Consider the following 18,459-nt stretch of genomic DNA (forward strand, 5'->3'; position numbering starts at 1 on the left):
AATCAATAAAAGCTTAACTAATCGTACCTCAGATGGTAACAACCACATTGACTTCTCCTCAACAAAGTAGCGAGGAAAAACTAATTACTTTGACAGGCATTAAGTGGCTAACATTTAAAGCGATAATGTCTGATGTCGGCGACGGTAGAGCGTGGAGAATTGCTTATGCTGAAGGAGTTTTAGAAATTAGAATGCCATTACCTAAACATGAAAGACCTAAAGTCATGCTTGAACTATTTATTGGAGCTTTAGCAGATGAGTTAGAAATTGAAGCTATGAGCCTCGGTGCGTTGACTCTGGAACGGGAAGATTTAACTCGTGCTATTGAACCGGACACTTGTTTTTACATTCAAAATGAATCTTTAGTTAGAGATAAAGAGGAAATTAATTTACCCGCCGATCCGCCACCGGATTTGGTAGTCGAATCAGACTACACGAGTTCTTCGTTGAATAAGTTCTCAATTTATGCTGCTCTGGGGGTTCCTGAAATCTGGAGATATCGAAATCAATGTCTTCAAGTCTATCACTTGGTTGAGGGAAGTTATGAGGAGAGGGAGAATAGTTTGGCTTTTCCATTTTTGTCGATCGCCGAAATTCCGGGTTTGATAGAACAAAGTAAAAGTATTGGACAAAGGGCGGCTGTGCGTTTGTTTCGGGAAAGAGTTAGGGAAGTTTTGGCGCAGTGAGTCAACTTTTTTGAGCCGCAGATGAACGCGGATGGAGAAAGGGATCTCGCCCTAAGTCTGTTTGTGCTAAGATTAAATAGCTCTAAAAATTAGCAAATAAGAGCCGTTCGCGCTTTATGTCTAAGCAATCAGTCATCACAAAGTATATTGAAATTACACCGGGAGTGCTTGGTGGTAAACCACGCATTGCGGGCCATCGAATTTCTGTAGCACACATCGCCCAGATGTATCTTAAGATGGGAGAGTCGATAGAAGAAATCGCTAGGGACTATAATTTGTCACCGGCATCGGTTCATGCGGCAATGACTTACTATTACGATAATCGAGAAGAAATTGACCGCCGCACTGCTGAATCAGATTTTTTGATCGAAGAGTTGAAGCGCAAGAGTCTACCCTCTCGTTTGCAGGAAAAGCTGAGCGAAATTAGAGGTGAGTGAACGCATCCGCTTTCATTTAGATGAATCGGCCCGATCGATGTTTTGATTGCAGCGACTTGATATCTTGTGTTAAAGTAATGGTTAAAGACAGTACCAATCAATACGATCGGGAAAATAACTTATGGAAGTAGTAATATCTGAACATATTGAAATTAGTCCAGGTATATGTGGCGGTAGACCGCGTATTGCGGGACATCGAATTAGAGTACAGGATATCGTTGTTTGGCACGAACAGATGGGGCTTTCTCCTGATGAAATTGTCTCCCGGCATCCAATAATTACGCTATCTGATGTGTATTCAGCTTTGGCTTATTATCACGATCATTTTCAGGAAATCAGGCAGCAAATGCAGGAAGATGAAGATTTAGTGAAGGAAATGCAGGCTGAAATTCCCTCTAAGATGCCCCGATAGAGATAGAAAAAATGACAGAGAAAGTTCGGTTTCATTTGGATGAAAGCGTTGAGAGTGCAATTGCTGATGGTTTAAGACGTAGAAGTATAGATGTGACAACGACACCAGAAGTGGGGCTTTTAGGTGCATCGGATGAAGAACAGGTGGCTTTTGCTCTAGTTCAAGGTCGGGTAATATTTACTTACGATGCTGATTTTTTGAGGATTCATCGTAGAGGGGCGGAACACGCAGGAATTATTTATTGTCACCAAGGGCGACGAAGTATCGGGGAAATTGTATTGGCCCTTGTGAAAGTATGGGAGTTTCAAACTGATGAATCTATGTACAAGCACGTTGAATTTATTTAAGGCGATCGCGCTTTTTGTCGTCAAGGGCGATCGCCTGTGGAAGTAAACCGATTATAATTGCTAAAATAAAACTGAACTGCTCTTTATCTATAATCAGATTATGACTGTTATTGAACAGATTTATGCGATCGTAAAAACTCTTCCCCAAAATCAAGCTAGCGAAATTCTCACTTTCGCACAGTTTATTCGTGCCAAGTACCTGAATGGGAACCAATCCACCGACACAGTAGATGCTTTAACTCCTTGGACAGAATTGGTTTATTCCCTAGCTGGAACATGGGCAGAAGACTTTCCTACTCTGGAAGAGATTCGTGCTGAGTCGGGGGAAGACATCTTGCGGGAGAGCTTTTAGATGTATATTTTCGATACAAACACATTAATCTACTACTTTAAAGGACAAGGACAAGTTGCCCAAAACCTTCTGTCAGAGTGAAAACAGCTTTATGGTGGAAAGTAGCGATAAATATCTTTCCGGTGCAGCACCCTTGCAAAAGTAACAGTTTCGCCATCAAAATAAAAACCTATTCGATAGTCGCCAACCCGAAGCCGATACGCATTATCATCGCCTTTCAATTTTTTTAAGTTAACAATTGTCTGTAAATCATTACTATTCGGAATTTCTGCAAAAGCAAAATCCTTGATTTGCTGAAAGACAGGCGTACTTTTAAGAGCTTTTAAATCCTTTAAAAAACTGGGTAGATATTCGACTTTCATTCTGTTTCGAGTTCGGCAAGTGCTTGCTGTAAATTTAAGGGGGTTTCATTTTTTACTGCGCCCATAGCCAATAGAAGTCCTCTATCTTCCATCGCTTCTAGGAAATACTGATAGTCGGTATAATCTAGAATAACTTGACTGATGTTGCCCTCGGCATCGAATATCAATTCTTTAGCCAGTGGATAGTCTTCTATTTTCATACACTTTTATGGTGAGATGAGTTGGGAGGGAATGATGCTTCTATTTTAACAGCGATATCTCAGAACCAGATGAAGGGCGATCGGGTATGTTGGCTATTGGGTCTAATAAAATTTGTCCGGCTTCGTTGACGAGAACGCGATATTCTGTTGACTTGGGTTCGAGGTTTAAACTGAGGTGTCCTTGTGGATCTGTGCTGATTAAGTTTTTCATACTCCCAAACATATCTTTCAGCTATTATATAATTGAGTAAAAATCGGTTGGTTGAGTTTTACTCAATTATAACAAATTAGATGTTGTTTGTTTATTCGGATTTTAAGGACGATCGCACTTTTGGTCGTAAGGGCGATCGCACTTTTTAGGAACCGCAGATGAACGGGGAGGGACGCGGATGAATTAAGGGCGATCGCTATTTTGGTCGTAAGGGCTATAATTCACGGGGATGCTGGTGAAACCGGAGATTGGGATTGTTCTTGGTTTAATTGCTCTTGTGTTACACAACACTCAGGAGAAACCTCGATTGAAAGATTTTATCCACCCCGCTTTATTTCAATAAATGTATTCCGAAATATTTTATTGGGTGGCCTTGTTGTTATCTCACTTATTTGACTCATTGTTAAGTACAATTTATACCAAATTAGATGAGCTTACCCTGCTCCAACGGCGACATTACCGCCGCCGCCAACGCTCAAAATGACTGCGGCAAAAAAACCGAAAATCTGCTGAAAATCCTCAGAGAAAAACCTTGCTTGCTCGTATTCGATCGCGCCGACACACTTTTGAAAGCAGGAGAAGCCAAAGCCGCTGGTTATTTCGCAGACGATTGTGCAGAATATGCTTGGTTATTCAAACAACTATTAGAAACAGAACATCAAAGCAAAATTATTTTCACCAGTCGCGAAAGCTTAGCCGAATTGCCGTCAACACTCACCCGCGAAATCCAGCTAAACGGATTGGATCGAGATGCCGCAGTTGCCCTATTGCAATCTTTTAATCTGACTGCCGTTCGACTACGCTCAGGGATCACAAATGTAGATGAATTAGCCGAAATGTGCGATCGCTATTCAGGACATCCCAAAGCCTTACAACTCGTCGCAGCCTTGATTCGAGATGATACCGAGTTTCAGGGAAATGTCGGGATTTTTCTGCACCAGAGAGACTGGTTGCTGATTCGAGATATTGAAAGTGCGATCGATGAAATGATAGCCCGTCTCAGCGACAGCGAGCAAACTTGTCTCAGCCGAATTTCTGTCTATCAAACCTCAGAATATCCGCTATCTTTTGCTGGAATTAGCGCTCAACTGCCAGAAGTTAGCAAGTATGAACTTAAAGAAAATATTATTCAGGCACTCAAACGCCGACAATTGCTATATTACGATCGCCACCTCAAATCCTATCAGTTGCATCCGCTAGTCCGAGAAAAGGGCGAGTACCTGCTAAGTCAAAACCCTGACAATCTCCGTACCGCCCACAGCCAAGCGTATAACTATTATATCAGCATTCCCCTCAAACCTAAATCGGAATGGCAAGATATCGAGGATATTAAGCCGTTAATCATAGCGCACTATCATGCTTCTCAAGCACAAGATTTAGATGCAGCAAATGCAATTATTTCTGAAGTGTATGAGTATTTGCGGCAGTGGAATTGTGCAGAGTTAGTATGTGCAAATCTACCGTTGCCATTGTTAACGGAAGTAAAAAACATAACTCGGTAGATACTGTCTTGAACTGTCAAGACAGTATCTACATATTCCACACGAATGGTGCGACATCTCAGATGCTACCGGACATAATATAACGTCTACATTTTGGCGGGTGAAACTATCGAAATAGAGATTTATCCTAACGAGCTATGGAGATACTCTGATGAACAGACATAATTTTCAAACTATGAGCAGAAAGGAATTGCGAGCTTACGTACTTGCTCACCGAGATGATAATTAGGCTTTCTATGCTTTTGTCGATCGGCTGCATGAATCTGTAGCCGTAACAGAGGCAGCAGTTGTTAAATGGTTGCGCTTCCAGCACCCGAATCAAACTATTAATAAACTTCCCGAAAGCTAATCTAGCTTGACTTTGACAGATTTAGAGGGAAATCAAACATAAGTAAAAATTCAAACGATGGGCAGTTATCTGCCAACCCATAAGCCATTTATAGAGCTTTTAATTAACGACATGATTGCCGATAAAAACAAAAAGATTAGAAAACTTATCACAATTTTTGTAAGTAAAAATGAATCAAATGCCCAACAGTTAGAAACAGAACTGACATAAGCAAATTTTGACAGCCGCGTCCAATCTTCGCTAGTAGTTGGCTATATTGAACCGGGCGGAAATTTCACAGTAGGGCGCGCCAATTGCCGATAAAGGCACGCTACAGCGGTTAAAATACGATTATCAGCGCAATTGGTTCATACCCATGCCCATTTATCACTTCAACCGCCTAACCGCCAATTTTTTTAGCAAGCTGCCGCTGCGAACGGTTCTGATTGTTCCGTTTGTTTTGCAAACGGTAAGTGTAGTTGGGCTAGTGGGCTATCTTTCTTTCAAAAGTGGTCAGGAATCAATCGAGGATGTAGCACATCAGTTAATCGAACAAGTAGGAGAACGTACCCGCGATCGCCTCACGGATCATAATGGGCCCTCGGCAATCAATACCTTTTTGGCTAGGCTGCAATTCTCGGCGTCAGGACAAACTTTTATTATGGATCGATCGGGAAATCTGATTGCCACATCCACACTAGAAACACCCTTGGTGACGCCAACAACAAAAAAACAACCGACGCCATTGCTAGCCACCAACAGCAAGGATGCCCGCACGCGAGATATTGCTCGACAACTCGCCAACCGATTTGGCAACTTCCGCACGCTGCAAACAACCGAGAAATTGACTCTAGCGAGCAAGGGCGATAGGCAATTTGTCCGTGTCACTCCCTATCGAGATTTCCGTGGCTTAGATTGGTTGATTGTGGTGGTGGTGCCAGAGTCTGATTTCATGGCTCGCATTCAAGCAAATACGCGCCATACATTGTGGTTATTGATCGGTACACTGCCACTGGCGATCGCGATCGGATTTTTGACTTCCCGTTGGGTGACAAAACCAATTAGGCGTTTGAATACCGCAGCCAAAAATCTTGCCACAGGAAAATGGGATCAACCTTTAGAAATTAGACGCTTCGATGAAGTCGGAGAACTCGCCAATTCCTTCAATTTTATGGCAGCCCAACTGCAACAGGCTTTTGCAGACCAAAAATCTTTAAATGAAGCTTTAGCGCAAAGAGAGAGCCAACTCAAGCAATTTATCGAAGCCATACCTGCGGGAGTATCTATCCACGATGCCTCCGGTAAAGTCGTGTACTTCAACGAAACTGCCAAGCATTGGCTCGGCGTAGAAACTATTCCCGATACAACTTTAGAAAAAGCAGTAGAAGTTTATCAAATCTACCGCCAAAACCAGCTTTATCCCACTGAAGAACTGCCCGCATTCCGAGCACTGCGTGGCGAAACAGTATTCCTGGAAGATGTAGAACTTCATCGAAAGGGGAAATTTATTCCTTTTGAGGTGCGCGCCACACCAATTTTTGACGAAGGCGGAAATATTGTTTATGCCATCAATGCTTTTTATAACATCGCACAGCGCAAACAATCTGAAAAAATATTAACTGACTACAATCACACTTTAGCCGCCGAAGTTGCCGAACGTACCGCTGCTTTAGGTCGTGCTAACGAACTATTACAATATGAAATTGCTGAGCGCAAATTGCTAGAACAAAAACTTTCCACTTCTACTGAGCAAGTTGTGAAAATCTTTGAGTCGATTACAGATATTGTATTAATTTTTGAGCTTCAAGAAGAAACCATCCAAATTATACCCACTAAGGGAATTTTTCAATACAACTCTAATACGAATCAGATCGACTCCATCATCGAACAATTTTTTAATGAGGCAAGGAAGGAGATTTATTTTGCTCAAGTTCGACAGGCATTGGCAACCCAACAAACTATTAGTTTTGATTACAGTCTGCCGATTAATAACCAAGAAGTTTGGTTTGCTGCTAAAATTTCGCCACTTTCCGATAGCTCTGCGGTTTGGGTAGCGCGCGACATTAGCGATCGCCAGTTAGCCGAATCCCGACTGCTGGAAGCCCAAAAAATTGCCCGTATTGGCAGTTGGGAATACGATATTGCCACAGCAACAACTACTTGGAGTGAAGAACTCTATCGCATTTATGAGCTCGATCCTACTCAAAAACCGCTGCCAAACGAACAATTAATCGAGCGTTTTCATCCAGAAGATCGATCGCGCTATCTGACAATGGTGCGCGATCAAGCTATGTCCGGGCAAAGCTTTGAAATTGATCTGCGGCTGATCCGAAGAGATGGCTCGCTCAGTTACATAGAAGTTCGAGGGAAATCGGTTTATGATGAAAAAGGGCAGTTGATCCGTTTGTTCGGCACTGTTTTGGATATTAGCGATCGCAAACAAGCCGAGTCAGCTTTGCGAGAAAGCGCCCAGGGAGAACAAGCCATCGCCCGCAGCATCGATCGCATCCGTCAATCCTTAGATATTGACACAATATTCAAAACCACAACCTCGGAACTGCGACAAACCCTAAAATGCGATCGTGTCGGTATCTATCGCTTTAATCCTGATTGGAGTGGCGAATTTGTTGCCGAGTCAATGGCTTCGGGCTGGATATCTCTGATCCCACAAGCCGACGATTTTAATGTGCCAAACAATCTCGTCGAAGACTCTCGCTGTACCGTGAAAACTATGCAAGCCTCCGGTGAACCAGTGCTGGATACCTATCTACAAAGAAATCAAGGTGGTATGTATGCTAGAGGCGTTCCTTACCGCATAATTGAAGACATATACACCGCTGGGTTGAGTCCTTGTTACCTAGAACTGTTAAAACAATTTCAAGCTAGAGCCTACGTTATTTTCCCCATATTTTGCGGCAGTCAACTTTGGGGTTTGCTCGCCAGCTATCAAAATTCTGTACCCCGCACTTGGCGCGAAGCAGAAATCAATATTGGGCTGCAAATTAGCACCCAATTGGGAGTCGCCTTACAACAAGCTCAATTGCTCGAAGCCACTCAACAGCAAGCAGTACAGCTTCAACAAGCCGCCTGGGCCGCAGAAGCCGCCAACCTTGCCAAAAGCACTTTCCTGGCAAATATGAGCCACGAACTCCGCACCCCGCTAAACGCAATTCTGGGATTCTCCCAATTGATGCAGCGCTCTACCAACCTCACTCGCGAACAACAGGAAAATATCCGCATTATCAACCGCAGCGGAGAACACTTGCTCGCTCTAATCAATCAAATATTAGATTTAGCCAAAATAGAGGCGGGACGCATTACAATCAACCCAACAGAATTTCAATTAAGCAGCCTGTTGAACGATTTGGAAGAGATGTTTCAACTCCAGGCAAGGGAGCAACAATTGCAGTTAATATTTGAGTGCTCTAGCGAAGTTCCCGAATATGTGCAAACAGATCAACTTAAGTTGCGCCAAGTTTTAATCAATCTCCTCTCTAACGCCATTAAGTTTACGAAACAAGGAGAAATTAGGGTAAGAGTAAGTGCGGTTAATGAGGGTGAAGATCAGCAATTACTAATTAGTAATTACCAATTACATTTTGAAATAGAAGACACTGGCTCCGGCATAGCTGCTGATGAGTTAGATAAACTTTTTCAAGCCTTTGTGCAAACCAAAACAGGAACAAAATCTCAGCAAGGAACAGGCTTGGGACTGGCTATCAGCCAACAGTTTATCAAGCTGATGGGCGGCGTGATTACTGTACGCAGTGAAGTAGGAGGCGGCACCACCTTCGCGTTTGATATCCCCGTCAGCGCCGTTGATGTCCCGGCGCCTCAACCCGTACAGCCACCGCGTCGGGTGATAGCGCTGGAACGCAACCAGCCACGCTATCGTATTTTGATTGTGGACGATCGATCGGACAACCGCCAACTGCTGATCAAACTCCTCGCTGACTTTAACTTTGAACTCCAAGAAGCCACAAACGGCATGGAAGCTATTGAAATGTGGTCGAGTTTTGAGCCACACTTAATTTTTATGGATATGTGGATGCCCGTGATGGATGGACATGAAGCGACCAAACGCATTAAAGCCACCGTTAAAGGTCAAGCTACGGCAATTATTGCCGTGAGTGCCAGTAACGCCGAGGAAGCGCCAACCGTTACTGTATCAGATGATTGGGATGACTTTATCCACAAACCCTTTCGAGATACAGAAATTTTTGCCACCCTGCAGAAACATCTGGGAGTGCGTTACATTTACGGTGAACCGGAGAGTGTTCCCGAGTCAACTCAAATTGAGGCTCCGACTCCAGAGAGTCTGGCAGCTTTACCCGCAGATTGGCTGGCAGCTTTAGAGAAAGCCACAATTGAGTGCGATTTAGAGTTAATTCTGATCCACATTGAGCAAATTCGCGATCGTAATGACGCTTTAGCTAGCGCCCTAGCCACATTGGCTAACGAGTTTCAGTTCAATCAAATACTAGCTCTCATCCATCCCGAAGCAAAATAATCAGGATATGAGATAGGTTTGTAATGAGTACGATCGTCCTCATAAAACGCGATCGGGCGATCGTACTCACTACAAGCCTATAGCCATCCTAAATCATTTGTGAATTTCTTACTCCCTCCCCTTGATAAGGGGAGGGTTGGGGTGGGGTCAAAAATTTACGACTCCTGCAAGGATTGCTATATAAAGGTTATTTTACCGCAATAGATATGAATTACGAAGCAACTCCCGTCTTAAAAGGGAATATTTTAATTGTTGATGATATTCCGGCTAATTTGCAACTTTTAGCTCAAATACTCTCGCAGCAAGGGTACAAAACACGCACCGCACCCGACGGCAAACTAGCGCTGCGGTCGATCGAATTAACTCCTCCTGACTTGATTTTGCTCGACATCATGATGCCCGGTATGGACGGCTACCAAGTCTGCCAAGCATTGAAAGCTTCTCCCACAACCAAGGACATTCCAGTTATTTTTATCAGTGCTTTAAATGAAGTATTAGATAAAGTCAAAGCCTTTGAAGTTGGTGGTATAGATTATATCACAAAACCGTTTCACGAACAAGAAGTTCTCGCCCGCGTCTCAAATCAACTCGTGCAGCGCCAGTTGTTCCAGCAAACACAATCCTACGCCCAGCAACTCGAACAAACCGTAACTGAACTAAAGAAAACTCAAGCTCAGTTAATACAGAAGGAAAAAATGGCTTCTTTAGGTCAGCTAGCGGCAGGAATTGCTCACGAAATCAACAATCCCGTCAGCTTTATCTACGGCAATATTTCTCTAGCGGCGGAGTATGCACGAGATTTGCTTCGCCTCGTCGAATTGTACCGACATTACTACCCCCACCCCGTTGCAGAAATTATCGGCAAATTGAACGAGATTCAACCCGAATTCATCGCAGAGGATTATCCAAAACTGCTGAATTCCATGACAGAGGGTGCTTCTCGGATTAGCGAAATTGTGATGTCTTTGCGGAACTTCACCCGCCTTGGCGAACAAAAGTACAAGCCAGTGGATATTCATGAAGGCATTGACAATACTTTAGTTATTTTGCAACACAGACTGAAGGGGACAAACAAAGCTGGGGAGATAGAGGTCATTAAAAACTACAGCCAACTGCCAAGAGTCACCTGTTACGCCAGTGAGTTAAATCAGGTGTTCATGAACCTGCTAAGTAATGCTATTGATGCCTTGGAAAATCAATCGTCTCCCCGAAAAATTACCATCAGCACTTCAGTAGGTTTTGAGTCAGAAGCTGCGCTGCACAATCAAGATTCAATATTAGCCACTCAAAACACTCAATCCGTTGTGATTAACATTGCCGATAACGGTTGTGGGATGAGTGAGGAAGTGCGCCACCAGATATTTGACCCATTTTTTACTACGAAGCCTGTAGGCCGCGGTACTGGATTAGGGTTGGCAATCAGTCACGATATTGTAGTGGAAAAACATCGAGGTCAAATCAGTTGTATTTCTGCTCCGGGCCGAGGAACCGAGTTAATTTTGCAGATTCCGATATCTGTTAAATTTTAATACATTTCAACATTTTAAAATTTAACCGACCCAGAGAATATATGAGATAGATTGTACACGAGCATCTGTTTAAGGTAAAACCGATATTCCGTCAGTCCGTCAGGGGTTGAAACCCCTGCCTCAAAGTGAAAGTCCTCTAAAAGAGGACTGAATAATTTATTAAGCTGTTGGGCCTTTAAATTGTCTGTCAAAAAAAATCCAAGTCTTGTGGGGAGTAGGTGTTGGGCGTCCCGCCCGCCCAAAAATACAATCTAGATTCGTAACAGCTTAGTCCTCTTTTAGAGGACTTTCGCTATTAGACAGGGAATTCATTCCCTGGCGGACTGCCGGGTGAGCGGTATTTACTTTAAATCCAGCAATCCGCTAGTTTTGAGCTTGGGATTAAACCGGATTTCTTCTGTTACGCCGCGAGTTTTCAGCAGCGCGAAAATTTCATTTTCCACGCGCCGCGCGACATTTTTCAACAATTTATCTTTGGCAATTTCATCGGCGAAGATACCTTCATAATTTGCCGTTTCTTGGGCAGTCATTACAGTTTTTGTGTCGATGGGATCGTTCCACTTGGCAGCATCGGCACCGTTACCTTGGGGTTGGGAACCGTTTTCGGCAATCCAACTTTCTCTAATGCTTTCTAGAATCGTGCGGCTGGGCTTGTCAATAGTTTGGACTTTCAGCCAGTAGCAATATTGGGTTTGGCGTACCAAATGCTGTTTGAGGCTGAGGTAAATGTCGCGAGAATAGCCGACAAATTGCAGGACTTTATCGCTGTCAAAAATTGCGTAAACGCCGATTTTTCCTTGGACAAAATCGGGCAATTTCCCCTCGGAGTCTATGTATGGAATGAATTCTAAGCTGGCGAGAGATTGAATGTCTTCTGTCATCCGATTTTAGATTTTAGATTTTAGATTTTAGATTAAACCACAGATGAACCAGCTTTTACCTAATTCTTAAAAACTCGATAGATTGCACAGAGGCGGCTGGGTTTAAATATTTTGGCTTGGAACATGAAATTAGGCGGGACGTTGACGATCGCAAAATCGCTCGATTGATGATACTTTTCAAATTCCGCAGGCATTCCCTTCGGCGTCTCGCTGCTGTAAGGGACTGGCTGAAACAGTAACTCGGCAAACTCAATGCGCGAGCATTGCAATTGTAGCGCTATTTGTTGGAGAAAGCTTTCACCGGTTAATGAACCGAACAGTGCTGTTTTAGCATCGGGTTCGAGGACAAAACTGCTATCGTAGCTTTCAATAATCTTAAGACCCATTTTCTCTATACTCCTGACAGACGGCGGTGAACTTTTATTGGTTAACTGTTGAGCGATCGACTTAATCCTGAATTTTACCTGAGATTGACCGTTTTGAAGGCAGAAGGTCAATCGATTTTAGATTTTAGATTTTAGATTTTAGATTTTAGATTTTAGAATTGAAGCATTAACTTGCGCGAGATGAATCACGTGGCGGGTATCCTGGATGCTTTCGGTGAATTAAAATACCACAATCAGGAAATTTTGACAAATAGGCCTGATTTATTTGCCGATCGCTTTTATCATGTCGGTATCGCCATCTATCCGACTACGACTAAAAGGCTATGCAGAAGATTGAAAAAGCATCATTCCCAGCTTCCAGAAGTGGCCCGAACCAGCCGGACTGGCTAGAATTGGTAGAATACGCCTCTGTTGCTGGTTCAGCTATTGGCACGATTGCTGCAGGATTGTCGGGCCAAATTGTCTACGCTGCCGCCCCCTTAACCGCAGCACTATCGATAAATCTCGCCAATCGCCAGCGTTTCGAGCAACAAATGCAACAAAAGGCAAATTCTGCGATTACGGACGTACAGGCCGCAGTAGAACGTCGATCGCAGCAAGTTCAGATACTACCTGGAGAACCTGCGGAACTCTACACCGCCGTCTCCGACTTGCAGCAAAAACTCCTGGGCTTGGAATCCGGCGTCATCGCCGAGGTACAAGCTGCCGTAGCCTCCCTCGAACGCCAAGCCCAGGCGCTGCCGGCTGATTCTCAGGAACTCTACACCACCCTGTCCGATTTGCAGCAAAAACTCCGCATTTTGGAAAATAGTGCCCTGAGAGAGCATGATTGGGAAAATGTCAACGTCCGATTTTTATTGATGGGCGAACAGTTAACTGAAGTTAAAACTATTACGGCTCAGTTACAGGAGCGATCGAACGAAGTAGACTTTGATACAATCCAAGGTTCTCTCCAGCAATTGCAGGACTTGCTCGATCGACCCACAATAGACACAGGGATGTTGCAAACCGAGATTCAGCAGTTGCAGCAGCAAGTGTCCGAATTGCAGAGACAAAATCAAGAAATTGTCAAGCCTTATTTGCAGCGTCTGACTCGCGCCGTGAAGAAACTCAGTCAATAGTCATCAGTCATTAGTCATCAGTCATTAGTCATTAGTAAAGTGTCAACTGTCATTGTAGCCTTAGCCTTGTTCCCAGGCTCTGCCTGGGAATACATACCCGGAGGCTCTGCCTCAATAACCAATGACCAATAACCAATGACCAATGACCAATGACCAATGACCAATTACCCATTACCCGTTACTAAATTTTTGCCAAGCTTGCCAGAAAACATAAATCGATAACACTGCCAAGAGCGATCGAAAAGCTAAACTAACAATACGATCGGGCAATCTCGGCAAAAACCGCGTGCTCACCTGCGCGCCCAACAAACCGCCGCCGCCAAGAATTAACCCCACAACCCACAAAACATTCCCGCGCGCCGCGTGTCCCGCCGTCGCCGAAATTGCCGTGATGACGATGACGCCCAAGCTGGTTTGAATTGCGGTTTTAATGCTTTCTCCTAACAGCAAAATTTGCAGGGGAACCATAATTACGCCGCCGCCTACGCCGAACAAACCCGCTAATAAACCCGCCGCACTGCCGGTAGCAACTTTAGCAAAAGTTGGATGGAATAAAATATTGGAATTATTGGGTAATTCGTGATTAGTAATTGGTAATTGAGCATTTTCTCCTTGTCCCGCTTGTCCTCCCAGTTCCCCTTGTTCTAGTTCCGCTTTCTTCTTAGCTGTCAGGTGCTTGCGAACTTCAATCAAATAAATATTCAACCACAGCAACAACCCAAAAGTAAGTAACAGCAAGTAAGGCGGAAATATCCCCGCCAAATAAGCACCGATTTGTGCGGTGATGACGGCGGGAAATCCGATGCCTGCGACTTGACTCAAGTTGAGGTAGCCCATGCGCCAATTCTGGATGCTGCCAGAAATAGCTGTAATGACGATCGACAAACCGCTAGTAGCAACCGCCTGCACCGGAGCGTAATTGAGAGCCACCAACAAAGGCACGAGCACCGTACCGCCGCCGATACCCAAAAATCCAGCTAGAATTCCGGCAAAAATTCCCGCCGCACCCAACATCAATAATTCAGTGATAGTCATTAGTCATTAGTCATTAGTCATTAGTTAGTAGTCAGTAGTCAGTAGTCATTAGTTAGTAGTCAACAGTCCACAGTCAACAATCAAATTTTAAGAATCATTAGTTGTGCCATCGGGCATAATTGCCCGCCTCAAATCTGCATCGCGGAAGTTAGTTCGATTGAGATTAGCATCAATCAAAACCGCTTCCACCAAAACAGCCCCGCTAAAATTAGACCAGCACAGCTTGGCACGGTACAAATTAGCACCGCTCAAATTAGCTCTTGCCAACGTTGACCAACTAACATTAGCAACTCTCAAATTAGCATTGCTCAGATTAGCGTCGGTGAGATTAGCTCCAACCATCGTTACTTGGCGCAAGTCTGCACCAGCCAAGTTTGCCCCGCTCACCATCGCCCCGCTGAGAATTGCCTGATTTAGGTTAGCTCTTTCTAAAAGCGACTCGCTGAGGATGGCATTTGTCAGGTTTACCGCTTTGAGAGTTGACCAACTCAAATTTGCCTTCATCAAATTAATGCGAATCATGCTAGCCTCGGTTAAGTTGGCCGCAAACAAATTCGCTTCGGTAAAGTTGGCTTCGGTCAAATTAGCTTCCGTCAAATTAGCCTTAGTCATGTTGACTTCTCTGGCCATTGAGCCGCGCAGGTTGGCTCCCATCAGGTTAGCCCCGCTGAGATTGGCACGGCTCAAATCGGTACCGATGAGATTTGCTTCGCTGAGGTTGGCTTCCGTCAAGTCCACCCCTGCCAATTTCACCTCGCGCAAGTTCGCTCCCGTCAGGTTAGCGCCTTTGAGGTTTGCGTCTTGGAAATTCGATCTGGTAAAGTTAGCCTCGCTGAGGTTTACCCCTTTTAAGTCGGCCCCGGCGAGGTTAATTTCTCGAAAATTTCTTTCTCCGGCCGCATATTGCCTCAGAATTCGATCGGCCTCCATGTCATTCGCCTCGCAATTTTTTTTAAACGTTAGAGTGATGGGTGTTACCACATCATCCCAGATAACCACGGTATTCACTCTGCACGCTGTAGTATCTGTAGAATCTTTGCATTGCTTTCCGGGCACTGCGGTGCCACTGCCTCTTAAAAGGCCTGACAAATATGAACGCTTCTGAGAAAATTAAAAATAGCGTAAAACTCTCGGCACTGGGCAGTCAACAGCCAGCGGCAAAGAAAAACAGACAACAGACAACAGAACAACCGACAACTAACTGACAAAGGAAATTTTAAAATGCCTGAAAATTTGAGAAGCCAAGCTGTGACTGGAGGCGTGCAGCGCGCGCCCAACCGAGCAATGCTGCGGGCAGTCGGTTTTGGTGACGACGATTTCACTAAGCCGATTGTGGGGATTGCCAACGGGTACAGCACGATTACGCCCTGCAATATGGGATTGAACGACCTCGCTTTGCGGGCTATTGCGGGTGCAAGGGAAGCGGGCGCTATGCCGCAGATGTTCGGTACGATTACTATCAGCGACGGAATCTCGATGGGAACAGAAGGGATGAAATATTCTCTGGTGTCGAGAGATGTGATTGCGGATTCCATCGAAACAGTTTGCAACGGCCAAAGTATGGACGGGGTGCTGGCTGTCGGCGGTTGCGATAAAAATATGCCGGGGGCGATGATTGCGATCGCCCGCATGAACATTCCTGCTATTTTTGTTTACGGCGGCACGATCAAACCAGGACACCACAACGGACGCGATTTAACCGTTGTCAGCGCTTTTGAAGCAGTCGGCCAATTCAGCGCGGGCAAAATTGACGAAACAGAACTCAATGCAGTCGAACAAAAAGCTTGTCCGGGTGCGGGTTCCTGTGGCGGAATGTTCACAGCAAATACCATGTCGAGCGCTTTTGAAGTGATGGGCATGAGTTTGCCTTATTCTTCGACAATGGCTGCTGAGGATGCCGAAAAAGCTGACAGCGCTGCCGAATCTGCAAAAGTGCTGGTGGAAGCTGTCCGCAAACAGTTGTTACCGAGCCAAATTTTGACACGCAAGGCCTTTGAAAATGCGATCGCGGTCATCATGGCAGTCGGCGGTTCAACCAACGCTGTGCTGCATTTATTGGCCATTTCCAATGCGATCGGCGTTGAACTGTCCCTCGACGATTTTGAAACTATTCGAGCAAAAGTACCAGTGCTGTGCGACCTCAAACCCAGCGGCAAATACGTAGCAACCGATTTGCACACAGCCGGCGGCATTCCTCAAGTAATGAAAATGCTGCTAGAACAGGGTTTGCTGCACGGCGACGCCCTGACAATTACCGGTCAAACTGTTGCCGAAGTGTTAGCAGATATTCCAGCCGAACCCCGCACCGACCAAGATGTCATCCGCCCTTGGAACAACCCGCTTTACGCCCAAGGACATTTAGCAATTCTCAGGGGAAATCTGGCAACAGAAGGAGCCGTTGCTAAAATTACTGGCGTTAAAAAACCGCAAATTACCGGCCCGGCGCGGGTATTTGAATCTGAAGAAAATTGTTTGGATGCAATTTTAGCAGGCAAAATTCAAGCCGGAGATGTGATTATCATCCGCTACGAAGGGCCCAAAGGCGGGCCGGGAATGCGCGAAATGTTAGCACCAACTTCGGCAATTATTGGCGCAGGTTTAGGCGATTCTGTCGGGTTAATTACTGACGGCCGCTTCTCGGGCGGAACTTACGGCATGGTTGTCGGTCACGTTGCACCCGAAGCGCAAGTTGGCGGGACAATTGCTCTGGTAAAAGAGGGCGATTCGATTACAATTGATGCTAACAATCGCTTGTTGCAGCTCAATGTTTCTGATGCAGAATTGGAGCAGCGGCGCGCTCTTTGGCAGCCTCCTAAACCTCGCTATACTAGGGGCGTTTTGGCTAAATATGCTAAGTTGGTTTCTTCTAGCAGTATCGGTGCTGTGACTGATTTAGGTTTGGGTTAAAGTAGGAATTTTTTTTAACCGCAGATGAAGGCAGATAAACGCAGAGGAACGCAGATAAAATCCTATCTGCGTTCATCTGTGTCCATCCGCTGATATCTGCGGTTTCAAAATCCCAAATTAACGGCGCTGATTCAAAAAGCGGCTAGCCATCGACATGGCGTCAGTAATATCTACGTCGCCGTCTCCATCTGTATCTAAAAACGTATTCAAAACGGGATTTCCACCCTGGGCTGGATTTTGGGCGTTGCCGCCGGTTTGTAGCAAATTCAGTATGAGCGGCACCAAAACAGGTATCATCGCCTGCACTGTGGCGTTATTCAAACCAGTTCTTTGGGCTATATCGGTCACTATCTGCGTGAGTTGGCCGGCTCCGAACAAACTCTGTACTGCTTGGGGATTGGGATTTGTACCGCTAAATTGGTTGACAAGTTGTTGAGCTTGTGCGTCTCCTGACTGCGATCGCACGTTTTGCAATGCCGATCGCACGTATCCGCCCAAAACCGACATCGCCAACTGAGCCGTACCCGCATCGACGCCCTGGTTTCCCCTCAACTGCTCTACCGCACCGAGAATGTTGCCCAACTGATTGGGACTTGCTTGTTGGTTGGGATTGTCGATCGCGCTCAAAATTTGGTCAAATAGTCCCATAATTTTCGCTCCGTACAGTTGTTTTTCAACTTTAAATTATAGCAACTCCTGTTTTTCAAGATTACCGAAAATAGTTTTGATTTGGGTCTTATAGCAATCATAAATGATTTGTGTAATTCTTGTAGGGTTCTCCCCACGCCCGGTTGCCCCGATGCAGGCTGGGGTAGGCAAAGAAAGGCACTACCCCCTACATATTTTTACAACTGATGCGAGGATTGCTATATAACTCATCTATTGGCGTAGCGACAGCCCTTCAAGAAGCAATCTCATACCATTTTAGATTTTAGATTTTAGATTTTAGATTTGGAATGAATTATGGCCTCAGAGTTGGGAGCACGGGCCTGCACTTGCCTTCTTTTTTGAAACTCGTTTCTCCTCTAACTTCTACTCCATGAATTACGGCGTAGGCGAGATATAGCAACCCTAAATCATTCGCGTAATTATTGTAGGGGCAATCCCACGCCCGGTTGCCCCGATAGATAGGGGGTAGGCAAAGAAAGGCACTACCTACAAATTTACATGAATCATTTAGGATTGCTATATAACTCCGCTTCAAACATTTGTGCCGCTAATTCATCTTTTTTAAGATGTTGCCACTTCCATTT

The 18,459-nt window shown here is 44.9% G+C and carries 19 protein-coding genes and 1 pseudogene; 12 read left to right on the top strand and 8 right to left on the bottom strand.

Features of this window, described 5'->3' with window-relative positions; all coding sequences use genetic code 11:
* Window positions 1-32 precede the first annotated feature (32 nt).
* The 5 genes from QT987_RS22790 (at window position 33) to QT987_RS22810 (ending at window position 2,234) form a co-directional block, all read left to right on the top strand.
* Window positions 33-686, top strand: a complete 654-nt coding sequence (locus QT987_RS22790; protein ID WP_333244646.1) for a Uma2 family endonuclease — start codon at window positions 33-35, stop codon at window positions 684-686.
* Window positions 687-802: 116 nt separating this feature from the next.
* Complete coding sequence (locus tag QT987_RS22795; RefSeq protein WP_333244649.1) at window positions 803-1,123, top strand: DUF433 domain-containing protein; 321 nt, start codon at window positions 803-805, stop codon at window positions 1,121-1,123.
* Between the two features lie 121 nt (window positions 1,124-1,244).
* Window positions 1,245-1,535 carry a DUF433 domain-containing protein gene (locus QT987_RS22800; protein ID WP_333244652.1) on the top strand — a complete coding sequence of 97 codons (291 nt, stop codon included), beginning with the start codon at window positions 1,245-1,247 and terminating at the stop codon, window positions 1,533-1,535.
* Between the two features lie 11 nt (window positions 1,536-1,546).
* Window positions 1,547-1,882 (top strand): DUF5615 family PIN-like protein, encoded by a 336-nt coding sequence (locus QT987_RS22805; RefSeq protein WP_333244655.1) that lies wholly within the window; start codon window positions 1,547-1,549, stop codon window positions 1,880-1,882.
* Window positions 1,883-1,982: 100 nt separating this feature from the next.
* Window positions 1,983-2,234 (top strand): DUF2281 domain-containing protein, encoded by a 252-nt coding sequence (locus QT987_RS22810; protein ID WP_333244658.1) that lies wholly within the window; start codon window positions 1,983-1,985, stop codon window positions 2,232-2,234.
* A gap of 89 nt (window positions 2,235-2,323) precedes the next feature.
* On the opposite strand, the gene QT987_RS22815 is transcribed toward QT987_RS22810, so the two are convergent.
* From QT987_RS22815 to QT987_RS22825, 3 genes are read right to left on the bottom strand one after another with little or no spacing between them, the layout of a single operon-like run.
* A complete protein-coding gene (locus tag QT987_RS22815; RefSeq protein ID WP_333244661.1) occupies window positions 2,324-2,596 on the bottom strand; it encodes a type II toxin-antitoxin system RelE family toxin in 273 nt (90 codons plus the stop codon).
* The gene (locus tag QT987_RS22820; protein WP_333244664.1) at window positions 2,593-2,796 is read right to left on the bottom strand and encodes a hypothetical protein; all 204 of its coding nucleotides are present in this window, start codon (window positions 2,794-2,796) and stop codon (window positions 2,593-2,595) included. Before QT987_RS22820 ends, QT987_RS22815 begins: the two co-directional genes overlap by 4 nt.
* A 40-nt stretch (window positions 2,797-2,836) precedes the next feature.
* A complete protein-coding gene (locus QT987_RS22825; RefSeq protein WP_333244668.1) occupies window positions 2,837-3,007 on the bottom strand; it encodes a hypothetical protein in 171 nt (56 codons plus the stop codon).
* A gap of 428 nt (window positions 3,008-3,435) precedes the next feature.
* On the opposite strand from QT987_RS22825, the gene QT987_RS22830 reads away from it, so the two are divergent.
* The 5 genes and pseudogenes from QT987_RS22830 (at window position 3,436) to QT987_RS22840 (ending at window position 10,876) form a co-directional block, all read left to right on the top strand.
* Window positions 3,436-4,509 (top strand): hypothetical protein, encoded by a 1,074-nt coding sequence (locus QT987_RS22830; RefSeq protein WP_333244670.1) that lies wholly within the window; start codon window positions 3,436-3,438, stop codon window positions 4,507-4,509.
* An 84-nt stretch (window positions 4,510-4,593) separates the two neighbouring features.
* Window positions 4,594-4,674 (top strand): annotated as a pseudogene (locus QT987_RS30035) (DUF6888 family protein); the annotation flags it as partial.
* On the top strand, window positions 4,661-4,738 hold the full coding sequence (locus QT987_RS30040; protein WP_445299725.1) for a DUF6887 family protein: 78 nt from the start codon (window positions 4,661-4,663) through the stop codon (window positions 4,736-4,738). The pseudogene QT987_RS30035 and the gene QT987_RS30040, both read left to right, overlap by 14 nt.
* Before the next feature lie 475 nt (window positions 4,739-5,213).
* A complete protein-coding gene (locus QT987_RS22835) occupies window positions 5,214-9,347 on the top strand; it encodes an ATP-binding protein (protein WP_333244673.1) in 4,134 nt (1,377 codons plus the stop codon).
* Window positions 9,348-9,553: 206 nt separating this feature from the next.
* A complete protein-coding gene (locus tag QT987_RS22840; protein ID WP_333244677.1) occupies window positions 9,554-10,876 on the top strand; it encodes a response regulator in 1,323 nt (440 codons plus the stop codon).
* Window positions 10,877-11,217: 341 nt separating this feature from the next.
* On the opposite strand, the gene QT987_RS22845 is transcribed toward QT987_RS22840, so the two are convergent.
* A complete protein-coding gene (locus QT987_RS22845; protein ID WP_333244680.1) occupies window positions 11,218-11,757 on the bottom strand; it encodes a GIY-YIG nuclease family protein in 540 nt (179 codons plus the stop codon).
* 59 nt (window positions 11,758-11,816) lie between these two features.
* Window positions 11,817-12,143 carry a hypothetical protein gene (locus QT987_RS22850; RefSeq protein WP_333244709.1) on the bottom strand — a complete coding sequence of 109 codons (327 nt, stop codon included), beginning with the start codon at window positions 12,141-12,143 and terminating at the stop codon, window positions 11,817-11,819.
* Window positions 12,144-12,466: 323 nt separating this feature from the next.
* Here QT987_RS22850 and QT987_RS22855 point away from each other — a divergent pair, with 323 nt between their 5' ends.
* Window positions 12,467-13,264 (top strand): hypothetical protein, encoded by a 798-nt coding sequence (locus tag QT987_RS22855; protein ID WP_333244683.1) that lies wholly within the window; start codon window positions 12,467-12,469, stop codon window positions 13,262-13,264.
* A 171-nt stretch (window positions 13,265-13,435) separates the two neighbouring features.
* Here the strand turns inward: QT987_RS22855 and QT987_RS22860 are convergent, their stop codons facing one another.
* Complete coding sequence (locus QT987_RS22860; protein ID WP_333244686.1) at window positions 13,436-14,299, bottom strand: sulfite exporter TauE/SafE family protein; 864 nt, start codon at window positions 14,297-14,299, stop codon at window positions 13,436-13,438.
* Between the two features lie 87 nt (window positions 14,300-14,386).
* On the bottom strand, window positions 14,387-15,229 hold the full coding sequence (locus tag QT987_RS22865) for a pentapeptide repeat-containing protein (RefSeq protein ID WP_333244711.1): 843 nt from the start codon (window positions 15,227-15,229) through the stop codon (window positions 14,387-14,389).
* Window positions 15,230-15,520: 291 nt separating this feature from the next.
* Here QT987_RS22865 and ilvD point away from each other — a divergent pair, with 291 nt between their 5' ends.
* A complete protein-coding gene (ilvD, locus tag QT987_RS22870; protein ID WP_333244689.1) occupies window positions 15,521-17,206 on the top strand; it encodes a dihydroxy-acid dehydratase in 1,686 nt (561 codons plus the stop codon).
* Window positions 17,207-17,323: 117 nt separating this feature from the next.
* On the opposite strand, the gene QT987_RS22875 is transcribed toward ilvD, so the two are convergent.
* Window positions 17,324-17,854, bottom strand: a complete 531-nt coding sequence (locus QT987_RS22875) for a hypothetical protein (protein WP_333244691.1) — start codon at window positions 17,852-17,854, stop codon at window positions 17,324-17,326.
* Window positions 17,855-18,459 lie beyond the last annotated feature (605 nt).

The sequence above is a fragment of the Microcoleus sp. SVA1B4 genome, from assembly GCF_036700545.1.
Classification (GTDB): Bacteria; Cyanobacteriota; Cyanobacteriia; order Cyanobacteriales; family Microcoleaceae; genus Microcoleus.

Excerpts from the sequence above, each read along its gene's own strand:
- QT987_RS22830 (WP_333244670.1), top strand. The coding sequence starts at position 3,436 with ATGAGCTTACCCTGCTCCAACGGCGACATTACCGCCGCCGCCAACGCT.
- QT987_RS22860 (WP_333244686.1), bottom strand. The coding sequence starts at position 14,299 with ATGACTATCACTGAATTATTGATGTTGGGTGCGGCGGGAATTTTTGCC.
- QT987_RS22805 (WP_333244655.1), top strand. The coding sequence starts at position 1,547 with ATGACAGAGAAAGTTCGGTTTCATTTGGATGAAAGCGTTGAGAGTGCA.
- QT987_RS22855 (WP_333244683.1), top strand. The coding sequence starts at position 12,467 with ATGCAGAAGATTGAAAAAGCATCATTCCCAGCTTCCAGAAGTGGCCCG.
- ilvD (WP_333244689.1), top strand. The coding sequence starts at position 15,521 with ATGCCTGAAAATTTGAGAAGCCAAGCTGTGACTGGAGGCGTGCAGCGC.
- QT987_RS22810 (WP_333244658.1), top strand. The coding sequence starts at position 1,983 with ATGACTGTTATTGAACAGATTTATGCGATCGTAAAAACTCTTCCCCAA.
- QT987_RS22850 (WP_333244709.1), bottom strand. The coding sequence starts at position 12,143 with ATGGGTCTTAAGATTATTGAAAGCTACGATAGCAGTTTTGTCCTCGAA.
- QT987_RS22820 (WP_333244664.1), bottom strand. The coding sequence starts at position 2,796 with ATGAAAATAGAAGACTATCCACTGGCTAAAGAATTGATATTCGATGCC.
- QT987_RS22800 (WP_333244652.1), top strand. The coding sequence starts at position 1,245 with ATGGAAGTAGTAATATCTGAACATATTGAAATTAGTCCAGGTATATGT.
- QT987_RS22835 (WP_333244673.1), top strand. The coding sequence starts at position 5,214 with ATGCCCATTTATCACTTCAACCGCCTAACCGCCAATTTTTTTAGCAAG.
- QT987_RS22865 (WP_333244711.1), bottom strand. The coding sequence starts at position 15,229 with ATGGAGGCCGATCGAATTCTGAGGCAATATGCGGCCGGAGAAAGAAAT.
- QT987_RS22875 (WP_333244691.1), bottom strand. The coding sequence starts at position 17,854 with ATGGGACTATTTGACCAAATTTTGAGCGCGATCGACAATCCCAACCAA.
- QT987_RS22825 (WP_333244668.1), bottom strand. The coding sequence starts at position 3,007 with ATGAAAAACTTAATCAGCACAGATCCACAAGGACACCTCAGTTTAAAC.
- QT987_RS22815 (WP_333244661.1), bottom strand. The coding sequence starts at position 2,596 with ATGAAAGTCGAATATCTACCCAGTTTTTTAAAGGATTTAAAAGCTCTT.
- QT987_RS22840 (WP_333244677.1), top strand. The coding sequence starts at position 9,554 with ATGAATTACGAAGCAACTCCCGTCTTAAAAGGGAATATTTTAATTGTT.
- QT987_RS22845 (WP_333244680.1), bottom strand. The coding sequence starts at position 11,757 with ATGACAGAAGACATTCAATCTCTCGCCAGCTTAGAATTCATTCCATAC.
- QT987_RS30040 (WP_445299725.1), top strand. The coding sequence starts at position 4,661 with ATGAACAGACATAATTTTCAAACTATGAGCAGAAAGGAATTGCGAGCT.
- QT987_RS22795 (WP_333244649.1), top strand. The coding sequence starts at position 803 with ATGTCTAAGCAATCAGTCATCACAAAGTATATTGAAATTACACCGGGA.
- QT987_RS22790 (WP_333244646.1), top strand. The coding sequence starts at position 33 with ATGGTAACAACCACATTGACTTCTCCTCAACAAAGTAGCGAGGAAAAA.